Source organism: Flavobacterium sp. ST-158, from assembly GCF_058309975.1.
Genome location: NZ_JBZEEN010000033.1, coordinates 1 through 516, shown reverse-complemented (window position 1 = coordinate 516; position 516 = coordinate 1). Strand labels below are relative to the sequence as shown.

The following is a 516-nucleotide window of genomic DNA, read 5'->3' as shown; positions in this document are numbered from 1 at the left end:
GCACAAGTGATGGTTGGGTTGATGTTATCTACCACTGTTACAATTTGTGTACAAGTTGCTGTGTTGTCAGCATTATCCGTTACAGTCCAGGTTACAGTTGTGTTTCCAATAGGGAAAACAGAAGGAGCATCGTTAGTTACTGATTTCACCCCACAGTTATCCGCTGTTGTTGGCGTTCCCAGTGTTACATTTTCTTTAGCCGTAGTACAAGAAGCAGCATCTACATTTACGGTTACTGGAGCCGCACAAGTGATGGTTGGGTTGATGTTATCTACCACTGTTACAATTTGTGTACAAGTTGCTGTGTTGTCAGCATTATCCGTTACAGTCCAGGTTACAGTTGTGTTTCCAATAGGGAAAACAGAAGGAGCATCGTTAGTTACTGATTTCACCCCACAGTTATCCGCTGTTGTTGGCGTTCCCAGTGTTACATTTTCTTTAGCCGTAGTACAAGAAGCTGCATCTACATTTACGGTTACTGGAGCCGCACAAGTGATGGTTGGGTTGATGTTATCT

General features: G+C 43.2%; 1 protein-coding gene. It reads right to left on the bottom strand.

Going from position 1 to position 516, the window contains the following annotated elements:
• Positions 1 to 516: HYR domain-containing protein (locus tag AC4FRF_RS17550; protein ID WP_491161600.1), on the bottom strand; the 516-nt coding region annotated here is incomplete at both ends.